Annotated in this window: 20 protein-coding genes; 10 read left to right on the top strand and 10 right to left on the bottom strand. The window is 67.7% G+C overall.

The genetic code is table 11. From position 1 onward, the window contains the following. Positions 1-6 precede the first annotated feature (6 nt). The 3 genes from Q0A27_RS10880 to Q0A27_RS10870 all read right to left on the bottom strand — a co-directional run bounded on the left by Q0A27_RS10880 (position 7) and on the right by Q0A27_RS10870 (position 3,598). On the bottom strand, positions 7-1,128 hold the full coding sequence (locus tag Q0A27_RS10880; RefSeq protein ID WP_291475405.1) for an iron chelate uptake ABC transporter family permease subunit: 1,122 nt from the start codon (positions 1,126-1,128) through the stop codon (positions 7-9). Next, positions 1,125-2,219, bottom strand: coding sequence for an iron chelate uptake ABC transporter family permease subunit (locus tag Q0A27_RS10875; protein ID WP_291475403.1), 1,095 nt, complete (start codon positions 2,217-2,219; stop codon positions 1,125-1,127). Before Q0A27_RS10875 ends, Q0A27_RS10880 begins: the two co-directional genes overlap by 4 nt. Before the next feature lie 290 nt (positions 2,220-2,509). Next, the gene (locus tag Q0A27_RS10870; protein ID WP_291475402.1) at positions 2,510-3,598 is read right to left on the bottom strand and encodes an ABC transporter substrate-binding protein; all 1,089 of its coding nucleotides are present in this window, start codon (positions 3,596-3,598) and stop codon (positions 2,510-2,512) included. A 296-nt stretch (positions 3,599-3,894) separates the two neighbouring features. Between Q0A27_RS10870 and Q0A27_RS10865 the strand changes: the two genes are divergently transcribed. Then, a complete protein-coding gene (locus tag Q0A27_RS10865; protein WP_291475400.1) occupies positions 3,895-4,365 on the top strand; it encodes a hypothetical protein in 471 nt (156 codons plus the stop codon). Here Q0A27_RS10865 and Q0A27_RS10860 read toward each other — a convergent pair. Together Q0A27_RS10860 and Q0A27_RS10855 are read right to left on the bottom strand one after the other, a co-directional pair. Next, positions 4,358-5,197 (bottom strand): AraC family transcriptional regulator, encoded by an 840-nt coding sequence (locus tag Q0A27_RS10860; RefSeq protein ID WP_291475398.1) that lies wholly within the window; start codon positions 5,195-5,197, stop codon positions 4,358-4,360. The genes Q0A27_RS10865 and Q0A27_RS10860 overlap by 8 nt on opposite strands. Positions 5,198-5,205: 8 nt before the next feature. Further along, positions 5,206-6,111: a siderophore-interacting protein gene (locus Q0A27_RS10855; protein WP_291475396.1), complete on the bottom strand. Its 906-nt coding sequence runs from the start codon at positions 6,109-6,111 to the stop codon at positions 5,206-5,208. A 223-nt stretch (positions 6,112-6,334) separates the two neighbouring features. On the opposite strand from Q0A27_RS10855, the gene Q0A27_RS10850 reads away from it, so the two are divergent. Then, positions 6,335-7,126 (top strand): hypothetical protein, encoded by a 792-nt coding sequence (locus Q0A27_RS10850; protein WP_291475394.1) that lies wholly within the window; start codon positions 6,335-6,337, stop codon positions 7,124-7,126. A gap of 215 nt (positions 7,127-7,341) precedes the next feature. Here the strand turns inward: Q0A27_RS10850 and Q0A27_RS10845 are convergent, their stop codons facing one another. Both Q0A27_RS10845 and Q0A27_RS10840 read right to left on the bottom strand, forming a co-directional pair. Continuing rightward, positions 7,342-8,325 (bottom strand): ABC transporter substrate-binding protein, encoded by a 984-nt coding sequence (locus Q0A27_RS10845; RefSeq protein WP_291475392.1) that lies wholly within the window; start codon positions 8,323-8,325, stop codon positions 7,342-7,344. 188 nt (positions 8,326-8,513) lie between these two features. Then, the gene (locus tag Q0A27_RS10840) at positions 8,514-9,611 is read right to left on the bottom strand and encodes an ABC transporter substrate-binding protein (protein ID WP_291475369.1); all 1,098 of its coding nucleotides are present in this window, start codon (positions 9,609-9,611) and stop codon (positions 8,514-8,516) included. 207 nt (positions 9,612-9,818) lie between these two features. On the opposite strand from Q0A27_RS10840, the gene Q0A27_RS10835 reads away from it, so the two are divergent. Next, on the top strand, positions 9,819-11,465 hold the full coding sequence (locus Q0A27_RS10835; RefSeq protein WP_291475367.1) for an ABC transporter ATP-binding protein: 1,647 nt from the start codon (positions 9,819-9,821) through the stop codon (positions 11,463-11,465). Continuing rightward, positions 11,462-13,168 (top strand): ABC transporter ATP-binding protein, encoded by a 1,707-nt coding sequence (locus Q0A27_RS10830; RefSeq protein ID WP_291475365.1) that lies wholly within the window; start codon positions 11,462-11,464, stop codon positions 13,166-13,168. The genes Q0A27_RS10835 and Q0A27_RS10830 overlap by 4 nt, the downstream gene beginning before the upstream one ends. Before the next feature lie 24 nt (positions 13,169-13,192). Here the strand turns inward: Q0A27_RS10830 and Q0A27_RS10825 are convergent, their stop codons facing one another. Further along, positions 13,193-14,977 carry a long-chain-fatty-acid--CoA ligase gene (locus Q0A27_RS10825; RefSeq protein WP_291475363.1) on the bottom strand — a complete coding sequence of 595 codons (1,785 nt, stop codon included), beginning with the start codon at positions 14,975-14,977 and terminating at the stop codon, positions 13,193-13,195. Between the two features lie 60 nt (positions 14,978-15,037). On the opposite strand from Q0A27_RS10825, the gene Q0A27_RS10820 reads away from it, so the two are divergent. Then, on the top strand, positions 15,038-15,472 hold the full coding sequence (locus Q0A27_RS10820; RefSeq protein WP_291475362.1) for a VOC family protein: 435 nt from the start codon (positions 15,038-15,040) through the stop codon (positions 15,470-15,472). A gap of 121 nt (positions 15,473-15,593) precedes the next feature. Beyond that, positions 15,594-15,992 (top strand): elongation factor Tu, encoded by a 399-nt coding sequence (locus Q0A27_RS10815; RefSeq protein ID WP_291475360.1) that lies wholly within the window; start codon positions 15,594-15,596, stop codon positions 15,990-15,992. A 15-nt stretch (positions 15,993-16,007) separates the two neighbouring features. On the opposite strand, the gene glf is transcribed toward Q0A27_RS10815, so the two are convergent. Beyond that, positions 16,008-17,168 carry a UDP-galactopyranose mutase gene (glf, locus tag Q0A27_RS10810; RefSeq protein ID WP_291475358.1) on the bottom strand — a complete coding sequence of 387 codons (1,161 nt, stop codon included), beginning with the start codon at positions 17,166-17,168 and terminating at the stop codon, positions 16,008-16,010. Positions 17,169-17,204: 36 nt separating this feature from the next. On the opposite strand from glf, the gene Q0A27_RS10805 reads away from it, so the two are divergent. From Q0A27_RS10805 to Q0A27_RS10790, 4 genes are all read left to right on the top strand, one after another. Beyond that, entirely contained in the window at positions 17,205-18,311 is a 1,107-nt protein-coding gene (locus tag Q0A27_RS10805) for a zinc-binding alcohol dehydrogenase family protein (protein ID WP_291475356.1), read from the top strand. 194 nt (positions 18,312-18,505) lie between these two features. Next, entirely contained in the window at positions 18,506-18,688 is a 183-nt protein-coding gene (locus Q0A27_RS10800) for an RNA-binding domain-containing protein (protein WP_291475354.1), read from the top strand. Positions 18,689-18,696: 8 nt separating this feature from the next. Continuing rightward, positions 18,697-19,497 carry a hypothetical protein gene (locus tag Q0A27_RS10795; protein WP_291475352.1) on the top strand — a complete coding sequence of 267 codons (801 nt, stop codon included), beginning with the start codon at positions 18,697-18,699 and terminating at the stop codon, positions 19,495-19,497. Further along, entirely contained in the window at positions 19,418-20,272 is an 855-nt protein-coding gene (locus tag Q0A27_RS10790; RefSeq protein WP_291475349.1) for a winged helix-turn-helix transcriptional regulator, read from the top strand. Before Q0A27_RS10795 ends, Q0A27_RS10790 begins: the two co-directional genes overlap by 80 nt. Here Q0A27_RS10790 and Q0A27_RS10785 read toward each other — a convergent pair. Further along, complete coding sequence (locus Q0A27_RS10785; protein WP_291475347.1) at positions 20,214-20,717, bottom strand: YbjN domain-containing protein; 504 nt, start codon at positions 20,715-20,717, stop codon at positions 20,214-20,216. The genes Q0A27_RS10790 and Q0A27_RS10785 overlap by 59 nt on opposite strands. Between the last annotated feature and the right edge of the window lie 282 nt (positions 20,718-20,999).

Here is a 20,999-nt window from a genome sequence, read left to right as displayed (position 1 = left end):
CGTCGCTCATGTCGGCGTCCCGTACTGCTTGCGTGCCTCGCGGATCAGCAGCCAGATCATGTAGATACCGCCCACGCTCACGGTGAGCAGGCCGACCGGGATCGACCGGTAGAAGTGGGCGATCACCAGGGACAGGAAGTGGGCGAAGGTCAGCAGCGCCGCACCGACCGCGGCAGCACCCGGCACCGTCACACCCGGCGTCCCCGCGATGCGTCGGGCCAGTTGCGGAGCGACCAGGGAGATGAAGCTGATCGGCCCGGCCGCCGCGGTGACCAGCGCAGTCGTCGCCACGCCGACGACCATGAGCATCAGGCGGGTGCGTTCGACGTTGACGCCCTGGGTCGTGGCGGCGTCATCCCCGAGTTCCATCTGCTTGAGCGCCGGGGCGAGCAGGGCGACCAGGGCCACCACCACTGCGGCGAGGATCAGCACCGGGACCAGGGAGTTCCACGTCACCCGGTTGATCGAGCCGGCCGACCAGAAGCCGACCATCATGGCGTCCTCCACGTCCGCGCGGGTGATGAGGTAGGAGTTCAGCGATCCGAGCGTCGCCGAGACACCGATGCCCACGATGATCAGACGGAAACTCTCCACCTTCTTGTTCTTGCGCGCGAGCATGAAGACAGTGAAGGCGGTGATGACGCCACCGAGGATCGCGGCGACGGCGATGTTCCAGTACGCGGTCGTACCGATGACCAGCATGCAGATGGTGACGGCGGTGTACGAGCCGGCGTCGAAACCGATGATGTCCGGGCTACCCAGCGGGTTGCGCGTCATCGACTGGAAGATCGCGCCGCCGATACCGAGCAGAGCCCCGAAGACCACCGCGGCGATCGCCACCGGCATGCGCCATTCCACCACCACGATGCGGTGGAAGCGGGTCTCCGGTGCGCCGAAGATCGCCTTGGTGATCTGCCACGGGTTCAGCGGGTAGTCGCCCATGCCGATCGCGATGATCGCCAGGACGGCGGCCGCGAGGATGAAGGACACCGCGACGACCGCGAGGCGCACATGGATCCGGTTACTGGCCTTCGGGGTACGCACGACGATGGTGCGGTAGCCGAAGTCGACCGTCGAAACGGAGGTGTAGTCCGAGGTGTTGCGGGAGAAGCGTTCACGGATACTCACAGGCCACTCGCATTCTTCCGCCGGACCAGGGCGATGAGCACCGGGGCACCGATGACGGCGGTGAGGATGCCGACCTCGATCTCACCGGGACGCGCGATGACGCGGCCCAGCGTGTCCGCCAGCAGCACCAGGACCGGGCCGCCGAGCAGACAGTAGAAGAAGATCCAGCGTTGCTCGGGCCCCACGATCCAGCGGACCACGTGCGGGACCATCAGGCCGACGAAACCGATGCCACCGGTCAGGGCGGTCGCGCCACCGGCCAGCACGGTCACCGCGAGGATCGTGACGACACGGGTGCGCACCACCTTCGTGCCGAGGGACGCGGCGAGGTCGTCCCCCAGGGCGATGGAGTTCAGGTCGGTGGAGACCAGTACCGCCAGGACGAAGCCGAGGAGCAGGAAGGGGATGACGAAGCGGGCGTCATCCAGGGAAGTGCGGGCGACCGAACCGAGGTTCCAGTTCCGGATCGACTCGAACGTGTCCGGGTCTATGAGGGTGAGGAAGCTGGTGATGCCGCCGAACACCGCACCGAGGGCCACACCGGCGAGCACCAGGGTGGCCGGGTTCGCACCGCGGGCGCCGCCGGCCACACCGATGATGTAGACGAGAATGGTCGTTGCGGCTGCACCGATGAAGGCGAACCAGATGTACTGGGTGATCCCGGCGATGCCGAAGATGCCGACGCCGACCGTCACCGCCAGCCCTGCACCGGCGTTGACGCCGAGGATGCCGGAGTCCGCCAGCGGATTGCGGGTCAGCGCCTGGATCAGTGCACCGGCCAGGGCGAACGCCGCACCGGTGAGGATGCCGATGACGGTGCGGGGCAGTCGCTGGTCCCAGACGATCCAGGACGCCTCGTTCTCGCCGCGGTGCCAGATCACCTCCCACACGTCGGAGTAGGGGATCGGGTTCGCGCCGTTGGCCAGGCTCAGGAGGAAGGCGATGACCAGGGCTGCGGCGAGGCAGATGAGTCCGATGGTGCGTCGGGCGTAGAGGGAGGTCTGCTTCGGCGCGTGGTCGGCACCGTCGGAGACGCCGTCAGGGTTGTCGCCTGGGACGCCGCCGGAGGCACTGGTCGTCTGTTGTGTCATCTCGGCCTGTCCACTTCACTGACTCGGTTCACTGTGTCGGGGTCGGGGCACGACGGTCTGCCGCGTCTGCCGTTTCTGTGCTGTCCGTCGTGAGGGCACGTTACCCACCACTCCGCGCGTAGTGTAGCCTGCCCTCCCCACACGTAGTTGTCCGGAAGTGACAGGTTGTTGGCATGCCACCACCGCATTTCCCCTGCAGCCCCATGTCCGCATCACGCAGTCTGAGGTCGCTGGCGAGGTACCCGCAACGCCCTCAGCCTGCGTGATGCCGACTACCCGAGGCGCCCGGATCACGAGTTGGCGCGGACCACGGCACCGCCGTCGACGGCCTTCGACAGGTCGGCGAGGAAACCCTCGTCCAGCGCCCACCGGATGCTCAGCGGGCTGGGTGCGTTGGTGGCCATGGCCAGCGCCTCGTTCTCGAGGATGTAGTACCGGCCGTCCCTGATCGGCGACCACCGTGCCATCGCCGGATTCTCCAGCGTGTTCTTCGTGTACTCCGCCCCACTGGACCAGGCGACGAAAAGGTCGGCACTGAGTTTCCCGATGCTCTCCAGGCTGACGGCGCCACTGAAGTCGTCCGGCTTGTCCAGCCCCAGCTCCTTCTCCAGGTTCGGGCTGTCTACCAGACCGAACTCCCGGAGGAAGGCGACGCGCGGATCGTCGGAGACGTAGAGGCCGACCTCAGGGCCGTTGCCCTCGAAGGTCAGACCGTAGAGGAAGGACGCCCCCTTCAGGTTCGGGTACTTCGCCGCCTCGGTCGCCATGGCGTCCTCGGTCCCGGAGACGAGGTCGGCGACCTTGTCCTCCTCACCCAGGGCCTTCGCGACGACAGCGGTGAGATCCTGCCAGCTGCCGGACTTCCAGGGCGACTTCTGATATGCCACGGTCGGAGCGATTCTGCTGAGCTTCGCATACTCGTCATCGGTCACCCCCGAGTGCGGGGCGAGGATGACGTCCGGTTCCAGTGTGGCGATCTTCTCGATGTCCAGGGCGCCGTCGTCCTTGTTGGTGATCTCGGGCATGTCACCGCCGATGACGTCCTCGACCTGGTGGCGGAACCACGGGCTGAAGCCCTCCTCGTCGCCACCCCAGGTGCTGTCCACCCCGATCGGGTCGACACCGAGGGCGGCGACGATGTCATGCGTCATCCAGCCGACGGTCACGACCTTCTCCGGCTTCTCCGGGATCACCGTCTCGCCGTAGACGTGCTCCATGGTGACGGGGAAGCTCCCGTCACCGTTGCCGCCGGGTGCGGCATCCTCATCGTCATCGGATGAGCAGGCCACCGCCGCTGACAGGGTTGCCGCGGCGAGGACGGTTGCCGCCACCCGTCGCATCAGGGACGCCGGGCGTCGCAGGGTCGTTGTCGTTGTCATTAAGTCTCCTCAGGGTAGGTTCGCCTCAGATGAGACTAGTAGTGCGGGTGAGCGTCGGGACGACAAGGATCTTCGCGTACCGGACACGCCCTGACGTGCGCATACCCTGGGCTATCGTCCGTGCCCACCACCGCTGCCCGAGGAGGACACCGTGACACCATCCCGCATCACTGAACTGCGGATCCCTCCTCGCCACCCCACAGCTTTCCGGTGCCGGGTTCCACCACCCGGCGTGAGAGGCACCACGACGTCCACGAACTGCTGCGGACGACGCTCGCCTACGACGATGAGCCGACATGACGTCCGAGGCCAGGTTGCGGCTCCAGACCGTCATTCTCGCTATGCCGGAACCGGTGCCGCACCACTCATTCGACATTCCGCTGCCGCGGAGCGATGACCTCCTCGCCGTGGCCCACGAGCACTGCCTCCATCCCCGCGCACTGTCCCGACGGTTCGCCGCGGAGACCGGCCACACCTTCACCCAGTGGAGAATTCTGGCCCGGATGCACCTGGCCGTGCAGAGACTCGTCGGTGGCGGCACCGTGGTCTCCGCCATGTCCAGCCGGGACAGGATCCGGCGTGCGACCGCCGACACCCGCGGGGACGCCGGCATCCGCAGGTCGACGACCGTACCCGGCACCGATGTGAGCGGTTCCACGACCACCACCGCGTCCGGCAGCGTGGTGGCGTCCGTCCAGGAATGCAGCCGGGGAACGTCGAAGCGGACCGTGGTGAGCAGGAGACCGGTCACCGTGCCCGTCACCTAGACCGGAATTCCTGCGGCGCACGGCCGGTGATCCGCTTCAACGCCGTGGCGAAGGCACTCGGGTTGGCGTAGCCGACCCGGCGCGAGACCGTACCGACCGGAGTCCCCTCCCCCAGCAACCGCACCGCCGAGGACATCCGGGCGACGGTCCGCCACTCGCTGAAGGTCATGCCGGTGTCCGTCCGGAATACCCGCGCGATGGTGCGCCCGGAGGTGGCGAGCAGCCAGGCCCAGTCCTCGAGGGAGCGGGCGTCCTCCGGGTGCTCCAGCAGTTGTCGGGTGATCGGCTGGATCAGCGGATTGCGGGGCAGCGGCAGTTCCAGGCCCGGCGTCGCCGGCTCCGCCATGAAGTCGAGGCACAGCCGTTGGGCACGGAAACGCTGGTCACGGGATATTCCCCGGTACGCCAGCAGGATCAGCATCTCCCGGGTGGCGGTGTTCACGGTGACGTCCCGCACCGTGCCGACCACCCCCTCCCACGCGGACGGGCGGATGTAGACGGCCGTGAGCGTGCTCGTCGGGGACGTGTCCGCGGTGTGCTCCACCCCGGCGGGGACGAAGACGCCCTGGCCGAGGGTGAGGTGGTGCCGACTGCCGGTGACATCGACTTGCGCGGTGCCGCGCACGGCGAAGAACACCACATGGTGGTTGTCGTGCCGGTGCGGCCGGTCCGTGCACATCTCCGGTTCCAGGGGGCTGCGGTAGCGCAGTTCCCGCAGGGTGAGCAGGTAGTCGCCGGGGATGAGGGCGTCCGCTGCGTTTTCCAGGTCGTCCCGTGCCGACGCCTCCTCGGCGACGATGTCCGCCGCCGTCCGGTTCCCCGGGGTGCTCATCGCCGCGGTCACAGGCCGTTGCTCTCGTAGAGCTCATCGACGACCGCGATCATCTCGTCCTCGTCCCGGTCACTGTCGAAGACGTCGCGGACCTTGTCGGCGAAGTCCGGACCGAGGGCGTCATAGGCGGCACGCCACTGCTCGGAGTCGTGGATCCAGTACCCCATCGTCGTGGCCGCACCGCGGGCCAGGCCCTTGTCCTGCCGCAGGATCTTCCGGATCGCCCGGGAGGTACGCGTCTCCGTCGCCGCCCAGACGGCGTCCTGCCCGGTGATCTCCATACCGGCGAGCACCTCCGGCAGACGACTCTCCGCCACCCCGTTGCCGGAACCGGGCAGCCAGATGCACTCGACATCGTCCCTGGTCGGGGCGATCTCATAGCCCTCGGCGCGAACCTCGCACACCAGGGCGGACGCCACCCCCTCCGGCGCGGTCTCCGCAATGCGCAGGGCGGCGGGCAGGCCGGGTTCGTCGCAGAAGAGGACCTGCCGGGTGACATTGCCGGGGCGGGTGTAGACGTCCACCGGTGGGGTGACGCCGACCTCACCACCGGTGTCGACGGTGGTGGCCCAGGTCGTGGCGACACCGTTGCCGTGGACGACGAAGTCCACGTCGATCTCTCCGGGACGCCACGCCCGGACCGTGTAGGCGCGCATCTCGGAGGGCTCGATACCGTCGGCGTAGTCCCAGCCGCGGCCCTCCAGGGTCGGGAGGCGGACGGGGTCGGCGGGCGCGTCGGGGAAGAAGACCCGGATCCATTCGTCGCCGACGCCGGTGGTCGGGTAGTCGGCCATGTCCGGCCCGCCGAGGGTGACACGCACCATGGCGGTGCCCACACGTGTGACGGCGAGGACCTCAGCCCGGTGGATGCGGGGCGTGTAGTCGGCGGGGTACTTCTCTTCTGCGCTGGTCATGATCTGTTCTCTGCGTCTTCTCCGGTGAGTGTGGTGCGTCGACGGGCCCGTTTCCGGCACACCCGGACGCCGGGTTCAGTGAGGCAACCCTACTTGGATTTATCTTCGCGGGGCGGACAGGTGCCGTCGTGTGGCGGGCAGCAGACGCATCACCGCACGACGTGTCCGCCGGACGCCACAGCATGGCCCGATCACGCGACGACCCGCCGATAGCCTCATCGTCATGACCTTCACCAGGACCCTCCCCGCCGGCGTGGCCGCGGCGACTCTGCTCACCGTGACCGCCTGCAGTTCCGGAGACAACCCCGCCGAGGACGCCGAATGGCCCCAGCCTCTGGTCGACCGGGCCGACCAGATCGGGAGGAAGGCCGAGGCGGAGCAGAGCATCGCCGACTACAACGCCACGATCGACCGGCTCTCACCGACCGTGAGGATCGAGGGGATGACCGTCGCCGTCGTCTCACTCCAGGATGACCAGTTCGTCCTCGAGGACGAGGATCAGCCGATCGAGGTCCTCACGGACCTCGGATTCACCCTGCTCACCGATTCCGGCAACCGCGAGGCCGACGGTTCCTTCCAGTTCTACAGCCGGGAGAACCTCAACATCCTGCAGGTCGCGGACGTGATCTTCGTCCAGAACCCGGACAATGTCCTGTCCGACGACGTGCTGTGGAAGAGACTGCCGGCGGTGGTCGCGGGGAGGACCCCGCAGCTGCTCTACAACCACCGAGCCGGATTCCCGAAGGTCGGCGCGAACTTCGCCGAGTACGTCGCCGAGCAGCGCGCCGACAACAGGCGCGAGAAACGGATCATGGACGGTCGGCACCTCCGCACCGTCAAAGCGGGCGTCCGCGAGGAGTTCGAGGCAGACCTGCCGGGCACGGAGCCGTCGGTTGTCCGGCATCTCCCGGTCTGCGAGATGCAACAGCAGTTCCCGCAGGGACGCCGGGACCGTCACGGTGCGGACCGTCGTGCTGACCACCCCGGAGATCTGCGCGGTGCATGCTGTCCGTGACCAGGCATCCGGGTCGATGGACAACGCACAGAGTTGCTCCTCCTCACCGGACGGTCACGCGTGCGCTGTGCCCGCCGGGAACAGGACCGTGTGGTCGACGTGCGCGTGGTGGCTGCGTCCGCAGAGGTCGGCGTCCTGCCAGCCAACGACGGAGCCGCAGTTCGCGGGCGGTGAGCAGGTACCCCTCGGGGACGACCGGTGCGGTCAAGACCGCGTCACTTCTGCAGCGGCATGAGGATCTTCTCCTCGATCGTGTCGAGGTACGCCGTCGCAGATGCATAGTCCGTGACCTCGCCGAAGATCGGGAAGACGTGGTCGTTCTTCGTCGCCTTGAGGTTCTTGAACAGGGTATTGTCGAGGATCGCCTGGATCGAGGGGTCGATGGCACCATCGGGACGCTCCGGAATGATCACAGCATCCGCATCTCCGAGCAGGTCCCCGATCTTCTCGGTGGAGTACTCCTCCCATCCCTTGGGGAACTCACCTGTCGGCAGCGAAGGCGCCGGCTTCATCCCGACCTCCTCATAGACCGCACCGATGATCCCCGAGGGGTAGTTGATGAAGAACTTCGCGGCGTCCTCCATGGCGCCGATGGAGGCGAAGGTGTTGTCGGCGAGAACGTCCTTGTAGTCCTCCCGCAGCGTCCCGAGCCGATCCTCGTAGGCGGCCTTCGATTGCTCGAGCTTGTCCTCGGCGCCCACCGCGTCCGCCAGCATTCCGACGATCGGCTTCCAGTCGCCGCGGGTCTCCCCCTCGACGATGACGGTCGGCGCGATCTCGGAGAGCTTGTCGAAGAGCTCCTGGTCGATCTCCAGGACATCGCCGACGATGACATCCGGGTCCGCCTTCGCCACTGCCTCGATGTCCAGCTCGAAGAACTTGCCGACGGTCTCGACCGGCTCCAGGAACTCCTTCTGCTCCGCGGAGATACCGTCGCTGTAGTCGGAGTAGTCCTGCGCGGCGACCGGGGTGACGCCGAGCGACTTCAGCTGCCACGGGGTGTCGTAGGAGACCGCAACCACGCGCTCCGGGTTCTCAGGCACCTCGACATCACCGTAGGCACTGGCCACGGTGTGCGTGTCGTTGCTGTCGCTGTCATCGTCGGAACTGCAGGCGGACGCTGCAAGGACGCCGACAGTGGCGGTCAGGGCCACGGCGATCCGACGGACGCGGCGGGTCGTGAGTGGGCGAAGGGTCATGACATTCTCTCTCAGTCAGGGGTTCCGTACCGCGAGAAAGTATAGACAGGCTCACCTTTGTGTAGCGGTCAAGATCTGTCCGCTGGGTGACGAAAGGGTGGGCACGGCTGTGTCCCACCTCGTCATGGAAGGAGGTGAGGCCGATGGGGGGTTCCAGGAAACGCCGTGGCCGGTGTCGCCGGGGCAGGCTACAGTGCAGCGGACAGCACGTCGGCGATATCGTCGATCGCCCAGGCCAGGCTCAACGGAGTGGACACCGACAGCGCCAGGTTCACGTCGGAGTCCGTCATCAGCGCGGCGTGCCCGTCCCTGACCGGACCCCAGGCGGCGAAGGCACGGTCCGAACGCGACGCCGCGTCCCACTTCTCCCGGTCGGCGCCGGTCACGTACAGGTCAGCGGTGGTGGCGATCAGTTTCTCGATCGACACATTGAAGCTGGACACACCGTCCGACTCCTCAGCGAGTGCCGCGAGATCCGGCGAATCCACCAGCCCCAGCTTCTGGAGGGTCTTCACCCGCGGATCGGTGTCGGAGAAGATGACGGTCTGCCCGTCCTCCGGGAGGAACCCGTAGAGGAAGGTCTTCCCGGCGAGGTCCTCATGCTTTCCGGCGGTCTCGGCGATGCGGTCATCAAGTTCCCCGGTGACCTTCTCCGCCAGGGACGGGCGTCCGAGAGCCTCGGCCACCATGTCCAGATGGTCTTCGGCGGAGGTTCCCCACGGCTCGTCAGGGAAGGCGACCGTCGGGGCGATGTCGGAGAGCATCCTGTACTCGTCCGCGGTGATGCCGGACTGCACCGCGAGAATGAGGTCGGGGTTCTGCTTCAGGACGAACTCCGTGTTCACATCGCCGCGTTCCAGTGAGGGATCGGTGGCGGGAAGTGGGGCACCCAGGTCACTGACGGCGTCCCGGAACCAGGGGTAGAACTCCGCGCTGTCGCCCGTGCCGCCCGCGGGACCCTGCGCCACGGGTACGGTGCCGAGCTGCACCGCGAGGTCTGAGCCCGCCCACCCGACAACCACCACACGCTGGGCCTGCGACTCGATAGTGGTCTGCCCGTAGGTGTGCTGGACCGTGACGGGGAAGGCGCCGTCCTCGGCCTCCGCGAAGACGCGCTTCTCCCCGTCCGCCCCCTGACCGGAGGAGCCGCAGGCGGCGAGGCCGAACAGGGACACACAGATGACGGCCAGTACCGCGGCCAGGGCACGGACCGGAGAACGGGACGCGAGACGGTTTTCTGCGCCGGGGTGTTCGCGGCTGCTGCGGGTTACTCGGATGTCGGACACATGGACTCCTTCGTCGTCAGATGGCTGCCGGACAGACAGCACCGGAGACGCTACGGTTGACCGGCAGGGCCACGGGGGACAACGTTCTTCGCCCGGCGGACAGATTCTGTCCTGTCCGCGGTCCGCCGACAACCGGCACCCACCCCTGTCCGCCCCGCGACAGCGGTCGTCCGCCAGGCGCGTCCGGCAGGCCGTAGCGTCGGATCCATGCCCGCTCCCCCTCTGACCAGCGCACTCCCGACCACAGTCACCACCGCCGCGATCCTGCGCGCCGCCCTCACCGCCGACGGACGCGCCTGGCGCCTCAGCGCCTGCACCCTTGGCCTGATCGTCCACAGCCTCGGAGAAGCGTCCGTCCCGCTGCTCATCGGCCTCGTCATCGACCGCGCCGTCATCCCGGGCGACGTGTCCGCTCTGGTCACCTGGCTCGGCGTTCTCGGGGCGTCCTACCTGGTCATGTCGCTGAGCTACCAGCGCGCCGCGCTCGGCATGGTCCGCGTCTACGGCCACGGGGAGCATGACCTGCGCCAGCTCGCGGCGGGTCGTGTCCTGCACCCGCGCGGCACCACCGGGAAAGACCGCCCCACCGGAGAGGTCCTCTCCGTCGCCACGAATGACACGTACCAGGTCGCCGGCGTCGCCTGGTCGATCGTGCAGCAGGGTGCGACGGTCGCCGGCCTGCTCGCCGCCGCGGTCGCCCTGCTGCTCATCTCCGTACCGCTCGGGGTGGGCGTCCTCATCGGCGCGGTGGGCGTCCTCGTGCTCATGCAGCGACTGTCGCGCCCCATGTTCGCCCGCGGCCGGGCGGAGCAGAGTGCCGTCGCCGACGCCTCCGAGGTCGCCGCGGACGCCCTGTCCGGCCTGCGGATCATCCACGGGCTCGGCGCGCAGGACGAGATCAGCCGCCGCTACCGGGCAGCCAGCCGGCGGTCCCGCGACACCGCCGTCGACTCAGCCGTCTCCCTGCGCACCTACGACGCCGTCAGCGAGATCATTTCCCTGCTCTACCTGGGCATCCTCACCTTCGCCGCGGGCTGGCTGACCGTCGGGGGCCTGATCACCCCCGGTCAACTGGTCACGGTCATCGGCCTGGCGCAGTTCCTCAAGGGGTCGCTGGCGCACATCGGCACCTTCGGTGCGAACTGGGCGTACAAGCGGGCCTCGGCGGCACGGTTGAAGGACCTGCTCGCCGAGGATTTCGGGCTGCCCCCGGGAACGACCGGGGAGGACGCAGCGACGGACGCACCGCAAACCGGCTACCTCACCTGGTCGACCGGCGGAGTGCGCGTCCACGCGGTACCCGGGCAGCTCACGGGCGTCCGCGTACCGGATGCCGCATCGGCCCGGCGCGTCTCCGACCGCCTGGGTTTCCGCACCCTGCCCGACCCCGGCGAGCTGCACTTCTCAGGGTGTGACGCCCTGGCTCTCGGCCCGGACGCGTGGCGTCGGCAGGTAACCGCCCCGCCGCATGAGGCGACCATCTTCACCGGGTCACTGAGGGACAACGTGACCCTCGGGGACGGGCCGCTCGATGACGCTGTCGTCACATCCACAGCGCTGGATGACGTCATCGACCATCTCGGCTCCGCGGACGTCGAGTTGGGTGAGGGCGGGCGCCGGCTGTCCGGTGGGCAACGCCAGCGGGTGGCGCTCGCCCGGGCACTGCACACAGCGGGCCCGGTGCTGGTGCTCGATGAGCCGTTGACTGCCCTTGACCCCGTGACCTGTGGTGATGTGGCGTACGGCCTGGCTGGTCTGGTGGCGTCCACCGGCCGGGTGGTCGTGGTCGTCACCTCCGACCGGCTGCTGCTGGACGCCTGCAGCGTGATCGTGGACGCGGCGGTGACGGCATGAGCGCGCGACCGGCCGGCAGACTGCCGGAGACACGACTGCCCGAAGCCTCCGTCGCAGAGACCACCCGCGCCACCGGGGTGCTGCTGCGCCCGTACCGGGCGGGACTGTCCGCGTCGGCGGTGCTCCTCGTCGTGGGCGCGGCCGCCGGACTCGGCGTTCCCGCGCTGCAGGGACGCATCGTCGACGACGTCATCGCCGGGGCCGGGCTCACACGACTCGGGGCGACCGTCGGCCTGATTCTCCTGTGCGGCGGGTGTGCCGCTCTGTTGGTGCTGTGGGGTGGCCGGATCCTGGTCCGCGCCCTCCAGAGTGCCCTTGCTGACCTGCGCGAACAGGTGGTGGACGCCGCGGTCCGGCTGGACCCGGGACTGGTGGAGACCGCCGGGAGCGGGGACGTGGTCTCCCGGGTCACCGGGGACGTCGAATCGGTCACCGGCGCGGTCACCGAGGTCCTGCCGCGCACCACACAGGCGGTGGTGACACTGCTCGTCACCGCCGCAGGCTTCGCTGTGCTCGACCCGTGGCTGGGCCTGGCGGCACTCGTCGCACTGCCGGTGCAGCTGTTCGCCGGTCGCCGGTTCCTGCGCAGGTCACGACCTCTGTACGTGCGCCAGCAGCGGATGAACGCCGACCGTGGCCAGGCACTCATCGAGTCCGTCACGGGTGCGCCGACCGTGCGTGCCCATGCCCGGGAGGCCGGGCGGCTGGGGCTGATCGCGACCCGTAGTCTGGCGTCCGTGGAGATCGGCCGGGCGGTGACGAAGGTGCGCAATGTGTTCAACGGCGGGATCAACGTCGCCGAGTTCCTGGGGCTCGCCGCGGTTCTCGCGGTCGGGTTCCGGCAGGTTGACGCGGGCCTGCTCACCGTCGGCGCGGCGACGACCGGTGCCCTGTTCTTCCAGCGGTTCTTCGCCCCGGTGAGCGTACTGCTCGCCGGCATCGACGACCTGCAGCGTGCCGAAGTGGGGTTGTCACGCCTGGTCGGGGTACTGCGGGTGCCGGTGCGGTCCGCGGTCCCTGCCACGGACGTGCCGGAGGGCGCGGTGACTCTTGAAGGGGTCTGCTTCTCCTACCCAGGCACCACCCGGCGCGTCCTCGACGGGGTGTCCCTGGAGGTTGCTCCGCGGTCGCGGGTGGTGCTCGTCGGGGCGTCCGGGTCGGGGAAGTCGACGGTGGCGCGGCTGGTCGCCGGGTCGTTGCGTCCTGACGGGGGGTCGGTCCGGGTCGGTGGGCGGACACTGCTGGTCACCCAGGAGATCCACCGGTTCACCGGGACAGTGGCGGAGAATCTGCGGCTGGTAGCCCCGGAGGCGTCGGATGAGGAGCTGCTCGCCGCGACGGACGCGGTCGGGGCAGCGTGGGTGCGTACCGGCGGCCTGGATTCGGACGCGGTGCTCGACGAGGCGGCCGTGCAACAGTTGGCCCTGGCGAGGGTGCTGTTGGCGGACCCGCCGGTGGTGGTCCTCGACGAGGCGACGGCGCATGCGGGCACCGATGACCGGTTGGACGCCGCGGTGGACGCCGTGACCTGCGGCAGAACCTCGCTGATTGTCGCGCACCGGTTGAGTCAGGCGGCCGGGGCGGACCTGGTGGTCATGCTGGACGCGGGGCGGATCGTGGAAGCCGGTCCGCATGAGGTGCTGGTCGCCGGGGGCGGACGCTACGCGCGACTGTGGGCGGCGTGGCGGGCGCGGGCGCGGTGAGCAGCGCCGATATCCCCCGACCCCCTACTCCTCCAGCATCTGCTCCCGGACCTCCACACGGCGCACCTTGCCCAGCTGGTCCGCCGGCAGCTCGGCGAAGACCTTGAACACGCGCGGGACCTTGTAGCGGGCGAGTCCCTCACGGCAGTGGTCCTTGAGGACCTCCTCGTCCAACCGCGCGCCCTCGGCAAGCACCACACCGGCGGCGACGGTCTCGGAACCGTCCGACCGCGGCAGGCCGACCACACTGGCGGCGGCGACCGACGGATGCTCGCACAGCACCTCCTCGACCTCCTGCGGGTACACGTTGAAACCGCCGGTGACGATCATCTCCTTGATGCGCGAGACGATCTTCACGAACCCGTCGGCCTCCATCACGGCCATGTCCCCGGTCCGGAACCAGCCACCCAGACCGTCCTCGCCGGTCACGAACGCCTTCTCATTGGCGTCCTCCCGGTTGAGGTAACCGCCGAAGACCTGCGGGCCACGGACGACCAGCTCACCGGCCTCGCCGTCGGGCAGCACCACGGTCGGATCATCCTGCGAGACGACACGCACCTGCGTGTCCTGGAAAGGGACGCCGACATAGCCGGGACGCCGGGCGTCGCTCATCGGGTTGCCGATGACGATCGGGGAAGTCTCGGTGAGGCCGTAGCCCTCGACGAGGCGTCCTCCCGTGAGGTTCTCCCACCGCTTCACGACCTCCACGGGCAGGCCGGAGGCGCCGGAGAAGGACGCCCTCACACCCGAGATGTCGATACCGTCCTTCTCCGCGAGGTCCATGATCGTCTGGTACAGCGCGGGGACGCCGGGGATCCACGTCGGCTTCTGCTTCTTCATTGCGCCGGTCAGCAGCGTCTTCTCCGGGGCGGGCAGCAGCAGCACCGTGCCACCGATGAGCGGGCCGAGGGTGATGTTCATCGTCAGGCCGTAGGCGTGGAAGATCGGCAGGGCGGCGAGCATCCGCTCCGGCTCCTCGTCCTGGCCGAGGCCGGGAACCCAGTTGCGGCCCTGGATGATGTTGGCGCAGAGGTTCGCGTGGGAAAGCGCCGCACCCTTCGGGGTGCCGGTCGTGCCGGAGGTGTAGAGCACCAGGGCGGTGTCCTCCGGGGTCACCACCGCGGTCTCGATCAGAGCGCGACCCTCGGACGCCGAGGCATCCTTCACCAGGTCAGACCATTCGGTGAGCCCCTCGGTGGAGCCGGCGAGCTTGTTGCGCATCGCCTTGAGCGGCTTGACCGGGATCTTCAGCGCGGTCTGGAGGTACCAGGGCATTGAGCGGGTGATGGTCACCGGGATGATCTGCTCCAGCGGGGAGACCGTGCGCAGCTCACGGGCGACATCGACGGCCTTGTCCCAGAACACGCCGACCTTCGCGCCGTGATCCTTGAAGGCGACGGTGAGCTCACGGGCGGTGTACAGCGGGTTGTGCAGCGTGGCGGTCGCGCCGAGGGAGAGCACGGCGTAGAAGGTGATCAGCGCCTGCGGGCAGTTCGGCAGGGCGATCGCGACCCGGTCACCCTTGCGCACACCCCGGTTGTGCAGCATCGCGGCGGTCTTGTCGACCTGGCGTCCGTACTCCCCGTAGGGGACGGTGGTGCCGAAGAACGTCATCGCGGGACGCTTCGGCCAGGTCTTCACCGCATGGTCGAAGATCTCGGCGAGGGTGCGCTCGTGCCCGGCGTGATAGTCGAGCTCGGGGTTGACCCACTCCGGGTAGGCGTCCCACCAGGGGTGGTCCTTCCAGGTGGTGGACGGGTTCTTCGGGGCTTCCTGGTCGTCCGGGGTGGACGCACTGTTCTCGCTCATGCTGAGTCAGGGTACGCCGGGGGTGGTGTGCAGGGTGAGTCCCGGCGGTAACGTCGAAGCATGAGCACCTGGCTGAATCCCTATCTCAAGTTCCGCGACACCGCTGCCGAGGCCCTGGCGTTCTACCAGGAGGTCTTCGGCGGTGAACTGCAGACGCTCACCTTCGGTGCCGCCGGTGCCACCGATGACCCGGCACGGGCGGACCTGATCATGCACGGCCACCTGGAGACCGCCGACGGCTGGACCTTCATGGCCTGTGATACCGCGGAGAACGACCCCCGTGATTTCGCCGCCCCCTCCGTCGACATGTGCATCGGTGGGGATCCGGAGGAGTACGACAAGATCGCCGGCTGGTTCGTCCGCCTCGCCGAGGGCGGGAATGTGTTCCTGCCGCTCGAGAAGCAGATGTGGGGCGACTGGTTCGGACAGCTCCGTGACCGCTACGGTGTGAGCTGGATGGTGAATGTCGCCGGCGACAGCGCCCAGGGAGCGTGAAGAGTGACGGGCGCCCCGACAACGCCTGTCCCGTGGTCCGGACCAGAGTCCGCTGCGGACAGGGATGCGGCGGGGATCCGTCACCGGAGACCTGCACCCGTATCGCCGTTATGCTGGGCGCATGGGCCTGTTCAGCAAGAGTTCGAAACCTCCACCGGAGACCGTCGATGTGGATGCCCCCTTCAGTTTCCGCGTCGACGATGTGTTCACGATCACCGGCAGAGGCATTGTCTTCACCGGAACGGTGGAGTCCGGCGCTGTCACGGTCGGCGCTCCGGCGTCCCTGATCGTCGAGGACCGCATCCTGCCCGGACAGGTCAGGCACCTCGAATCCCGGAAGCGCCGGAAACCTGCCGTGCTCAGCGAGGGCGACGGGTGTGCGATCGGTCTCGCCGGCATTGAACTCGACGACCTCCCGCTCCGGCCCTACGGTGGACACATGATCCTGGACAGCAGCTCGCTGAAGGGCGCTGTGATCCGTTCCCGGCAGGCCTCCGACATCCCGCCGGCCACTGCGTGACCCGCCCTCCCCGGCCTAACCCAGCAGCGGGGCGATCTTGTTGTCGTAGGTCGACAGTGCCGCGCCGATGGCCATGTGCATGTCGAGGTACTGGTAGGTACCGAGACGCCCGCCGAAGAAGACCTTGTTCTCGGCCGTCTCGGCCTCCGCCAGCTCGCGGTAGCGCAGCAGTTTCTCGCGGTCCTCGGGGGTGTTGATCGGGTAGTAGGGCTCGTCCTCGCCCTCGGCGAAGCGGCTGAACTCCTTCATGATGACGGTCTTGTCGTCCGGGTAGTTCTTGCGCTCCGGGTGGAAGTGGCGGAATTCGTGGATGCGGGTGAAGGGGACGTCCGCGTCGTTGTAGTTCATCACCGGGGTGCCCTGGAAGTCACCGGTCTCCAGCACCTCGGTCTCGAAATCCAGGGTGCGCCAGCCGAGGTGGCCCTCGGAGTAGTCGAAGTAGAGGTCGAGCGGGCCGGTGTAGACGACCGGGGCGTCCGGGTTCTGCTCCCGCAGCTCCTCGCGGACGTCGAACCAGTCGGTGTCCAGGCGGACCTCGATGAGATCGCTCTTCGCCATGTTCTCCAGCCACGCGGTGTAGCCCTCGACGGGCAGACCCTCGTAGGTGTCGTTGAAGTAGCGGTTGTTGAAGGTGTAGCGGACGGGCAGGCGGGAGATGTTCGCCGCCGGCAGCTCCTTCGGGTCGGTCTGCCACTGCTTGGCCGTGTAGTCGCGTACGAAGGCCTCGTACAGCGGGCGGCCGATCAGGGAGATACCCTTCTCCTCGAGGTTGGCGGCGTCCTCCGGATTGAGCCCGTCGGTCTGCTCCTTGATCAGTGCCTTGGCCTCGTCCGGGGTGTAGTACCTGCCGAAGAACTGGTTGATCAGGCCCAGGCCCATGGGGAACTGGTAGGCGGTGCCGTCATGCATCGCGAAGACGCGGTGCTGGTAGTCCGTGAAGTCGGTGAACTGGTTGACGTAGTCCCAGACCTTCTTGTTGGAGGTGTGGAAGAGGTGCGCGCCGTACTTGTGGATCTCGATGCCGGTGGTGGGCTCGGCCTCGGAGTAGGCGTTGCCGCCGATGTGGCTGCGGCGCTCGACGACGAGCACCTTCTTGTTCAGCTGGCTGGCCGCACGCTCGGCGACAGTCAGTCCGTAGAATCCACTGCCGACGACAATCAGGTCATAATCGCTCATGGCCGTCCACGTTACAGGTCGCCTACCCTGGAGGGCATGAGCGACCTGCCAGCACTGCCAGCCACGATGCCCGCCGTCGCCGTGACGGAGGCGTCCCCCGTCACCGACCCGCGATGCCTCACCGATGTCGTCACCGATGTCCCGACACCCGGCCCCCGCGATCTGCTCGTCGAGGTGGCGGCGGTGTCCGTCAACCCGATCGACACGAAGATGCGGCGCCGTGCCGCAGCGGCCGTCGCCGCCGGTGAGCAGCCGGTTCTCGGGTATGACGCCGCGGGGACCGTCGTCGCCGTCGGTTCCGGGGTCGTCGGCTTCGCCGTGGGAGACACCGTGTTCTACGCCGGATCGCAGCTGCGTCCGGGCACGAACTCACGGTTCCATGCCGTCGATGAACGCATCGTCGGTCGCGCCCCGTCCTCGGTTCCCGTGGTGGACGCCGCCTCGCTCCCCCTGACCGCACTCACCGCCTGGGAGGCCTTGTTCGAGCGCCTCGGCATCGGGTTGGACTCCGGCGTCGCTTCAGGTGCACAGAACCCGGCCTCCCTGCTGGTCGTGGGTGGTGCCGGTGGCGTGCCGAGCATCATGATCCAGCTGGCGCGCGCACTGACCGGACTGACGGTCATCGCGACCGCCGGTCGTGAGGAGTCGCGGGAGTGGGTGACGCGGATGGGGGCCCACCATGTGCTGGACCACAACAAGGAGCTCGCCGGTCAGGTCGCGGCGCTGCAGAAGCCGGTCGCCGACGGTGGCACAGGGGTGCCGCCGGTGCGCTACGTATTCACCTCACAGTCGGGTGGGCGCTCCGGTGACCTCGCCGCGCTGATGGCGCCGGCGTCCCACCTGTGTCTCATCGACGATCCGGAATCCTTCGAGCTGGGCGCGTTCAAGCGCAAGTCCATCTCGGTGCACTGGGAGTCGATGTTCACGAAGGTGATCTTCGGGGACGGGGACGCCGGTGATGCCACAGTGGACCCGGCGTCCCAGGGGCGGATCCTGGACCGTATCGCCGATCTGGTGGACGCCGGGCGCATCGTCCCGACCACCGGGGAGACCCTGGCGGGCATGAACGCCGAGGCGATCGCGGACGCCCACCGTGACCTCGAGAACGGTCACGTCACCGGCAAGATCGTGGTGCGGGTGTGAGTGTGTGAGTGGCACTATGTGAGACACACTGAGCACACGACAGACAACAGCGTTTCCGCAGCACAGACCAACACTTCATTCCGGAACCCCACACTCCGGTGCTGATTCCTAATGTTGGACATTAAACATCAACAGTGTTGACACTGTCGGTATGATCCGGATCCAGTGAACGCATCCGCACAACGCTGTCGGACATGCGTGCCTTCGGCGACGACCTCACCCTCGTCGAAGTGAAGGAAGCTGCCGGAGGGCTACCGGAGAACCTGCCGGAGACCGTCTGCGCCTTCGCCAACATGCCCCAGGGCGGTACCGTGCTCCTGGGCGTGAGCCAGCGACAGAACTTCACTGTCACCGGTGCCTCCTCCCCAGTGACATGATCCAGGCGGTGACCAGCCAGACGAGGGGTTCCGTCACCCCGGCACCACACATCGAGCCGTACCCGGTGAGCGTGGACGGGCACACGGTCGTCGTCGTCGACGTCAAAGCCCTCACACCGTCACAGAAGCCCGCGGAACACAAGGGGGAGGCCTACCTCCGGCAGGCCGACGGTGACTACCGGATGAACTCCGACGACCGTCGGATGATCGAGGTCGAGGCACTGCATGATTCCGAACGCGCCGACTACGACCTCAGCGCCGTCCCCGGGACCAGCGTCGCTGACCTCGAACCGGAACTTCTGCCCCGGTACCTGGCGTCTGTCCGCGCCAGCCGCCGTCGGTTGAAGGACAAGGAAGAAGAGGACATCCTCCGGCTGCTCTCCGTGACGACGCCGACGGGCGAACTGACAACTGCGGGACTGTACGCACCGGGCCTTTATCCGCAGGGTAAACTGCCGTCCCTTGCCGTCACAGCGGCGGTCCAGCTGCCCCACGACGGCAGCGGAGCCCGTACCCGGAACCGACAGGATTTCGACGGTCCACTGCCCGCGCTCCTGGAGGAAGTTCAGGCATGGATCGTGGCGAACACCGGCACCTTGGACGTCTACCACCCTGATGGTCACATGGTCCGACGGCCCGCGTTCCCACCCAGAGCGGTCCTGGAGTTCATTACCAATGCCCTGGTCCACCGGGCACACACAGAAAGCGGTCAACCAACGCCTCCACGAAGTGGCGAAGCACCTCACCACCACCGAAGGAGCTGGCGTTATCGAAGTCGAAGGCGGCGGAATTCGCGAGGCTCTCGCTGAGACAAGGGACGCGGACCTGCACCGGCCCCGGTTCTCCGACAACGGAGTCCGGTTCACGGTCCAGTTTCGCCGAGGCCCGGTGTTCACGTCATCTGATCTGCAACGGATCTCCGAGCTGGCGCCGGATGTCCGGTTGTCCCATATCCAGAAGGTTCTGCTGCTCTCGCTGAGCGACGGAGAGCCCTGGAGCATCACCCGAATGCGCGAAGAGTTCTCACCGCTCTCCCGGACCGAAGCACAGATCCAGATCGACGGTCTGGTGAGACAGGGGCCGGTCACGGAAACTGCCACGGGGATTCACCTGACCGGAGAAAATGTACCTGCCACAGGCGCCGAATCAGACGCCGGCGAATCCCCTGCCTCACCGGAGACCCCGGCGGTAACGGAACAGGCCGGAAAGCCCGGACAGCACGATAAGGCGCGCGGTGGTGCAACCGATCAGGACGTGCTGCGGTCGATCACCAGGCACGGCCCAGCCGTGGTGGCAGCTCTGGATGCCGATGCCCCCGGTCCCGGAACCACTCACCCGCCGGTCGGCGCCCAGGCCATCGCCGACCGCGTCGGCCTGTCCGTGTCCACCACCCGATACGCGCTCAACCGGCTCATTGCTGCCGGCATCGTCGAGATGGTCGGCGGCCAGGGCCAGCACGACACCGGATACCGCCGATGCCTGGTTCAGGAGCAGTTCCTCACGGTGCACCCCAGGTGTCGTTCGCTCAGTGCTCCAGCGCCTCCGGGAACTGCCCACGGAGCTGGTCGAAGAGGCTGTCAGTGACCGCCACTGCGGTGGTGATGTGCTGGTAGAGCTGCTCATCGGTGACGCCGAAGGCGTAGTCCACGGTGTGGTTGGCGAATACACGCCCGTCCCCGTCCCCGTCGACGACCACGTACGCGTTGGGGAAGAACATCTTCTCGTTCCACGCATTGCAGGCCTCCAGCAGCTCGTCTCGGCGGTAGTCAGGTAACCAGCCGTCCCAGCATCCGGTGACAGACAACAGGTTACCGTCCTTGCCGGTGATCTCGAACCAGATGCGTCCCCCGTCCCAGCGTGAGCTGATCTCGCGGTCGCGGTCGACGGTGTAGACGACGTCGGAGGCTTCCAGGGCGTCCATCAGACGGTGGCGGGTCGGACGGCGCAGCACCATGTCCGGGATGGCTGCACCGAGGTCGTCGGTGCGGAAGTCATTGACGCCGCTGAAGTCCTGGTCAGTGTCGCTCAAGGTGGAGTCTCCTTCGTGTGGGTGCGCGGTGGCGGAACACCTCCTGTTCTACCGACCGCACCGGACACCGCTGCTCTGTGTTCGACCACCGTATTCGACCACCGCGTTCGGGTGCGCCGTTTGGGTGCAACGTGCGAGTGCGCTCCCCCGTTCACCTCGGATACATCACAGCCTATGCCGGTTCCAGACCTGAAAAGTGACTCAGCGTGTGATGTATCCGAGGTGAACGCGGACGACTCCGGAGAATGGAGTAGAGGGAACTCCGCTGCGGTACCGCGACCG

The organism is Corynebacterium sp. (assembly GCF_022712275.1).
Classification (GTDB): domain Bacteria; phylum Actinomycetota; class Actinomycetes; order Mycobacteriales; family Mycobacteriaceae; genus Corynebacterium.
Note: the sequence above shows the minus strand (reverse complement) of the source record. Positions and strands in the feature narration are given on the sequence as shown.